The 705-nt window shown below is 48.9% G+C and carries 1 protein-coding gene; it reads right to left on the reverse strand.

What is annotated here, in order from left to right:
- Positions 1–142: 142 nt before the first annotated feature.
- Positions 143–307: a hypothetical protein gene (locus QKW35_RS21240; protein WP_282356394.1), complete on the reverse strand. Its 165-nt coding sequence runs from the start codon at positions 305–307 to the stop codon at positions 143–145.
- Positions 308–705 lie beyond the last annotated feature (398 nt).

Raw genomic sequence — 705 nt, forward strand, 5'->3', positions numbered from 1 at the left:
AGTCAGGGAGTCAGGGAGTCAGGGAGTCAGGGAGTCAGGGAGTCAGGGAGTCAGGGAGTCAGGGAGTCAGGGAGTCAGGGAGTCAGGGAGTCAGGATAGGCTGTCTACCCCGTATGGAGTAGACAAGCGCCTGGTATCAGAATTATCTATCTACATCATTCTCATGCCACTCAGGAGTGAAACGCATTACCCGATCATCCCAGTCATCATCATAGACATGCGAAGGGCGGATGGTATCTGCTACAACACTGCCAGCGAACAACATCACCGCAAGCATACCCAAAAACGATTTCATCAATATTTTCATATCTGCCTCCTCACCTTTTCGCTCTCAATATCAATATAGAAAACAGATTTGAATCAAGACTGAAAAATAACCAATTGTTATCTTCTGTCATGAATTATTCACAAATTGATTTTATCCACAGATTACCAGGTGTGTGATGAACTATGGACTGATTAACACATAGCGATACACAGCGTTTTGCGGTGTCACTTGGAGTGCTAGTCGACACGGCCGTAGGTTGGTCAACGCGCGGCGTCACCCAACACGGGCCCGGTTGTTAGCGTTATCGCGGATACGGATCTTGATGGCGATGTTGCGCAGTGTTGGGCATCGCTAAAGCGATGGCCAACCTACAGGCTATAAGCTGAGCCTGGAGGTGTTTGGGCCGTAGGATGTAGGGCAGCTTTTAAGCTGCCGGC

It is taken from the genome of Pontibacterium granulatum, assembly GCF_029961155.1.
Taxonomy (GTDB): domain Bacteria; phylum Pseudomonadota; class Gammaproteobacteria; order Pseudomonadales; family Balneatricaceae; genus Pontibacterium; species Pontibacterium granulatum.

Coding starts and splice junctions, on each gene's coding strand:
- QKW35_RS21240 (WP_282356394.1), bottom strand. CDS start 307: ATGAAAATATTGATGAAATCGTTTTTGGGTATGCTTGCGGTGATGTTG.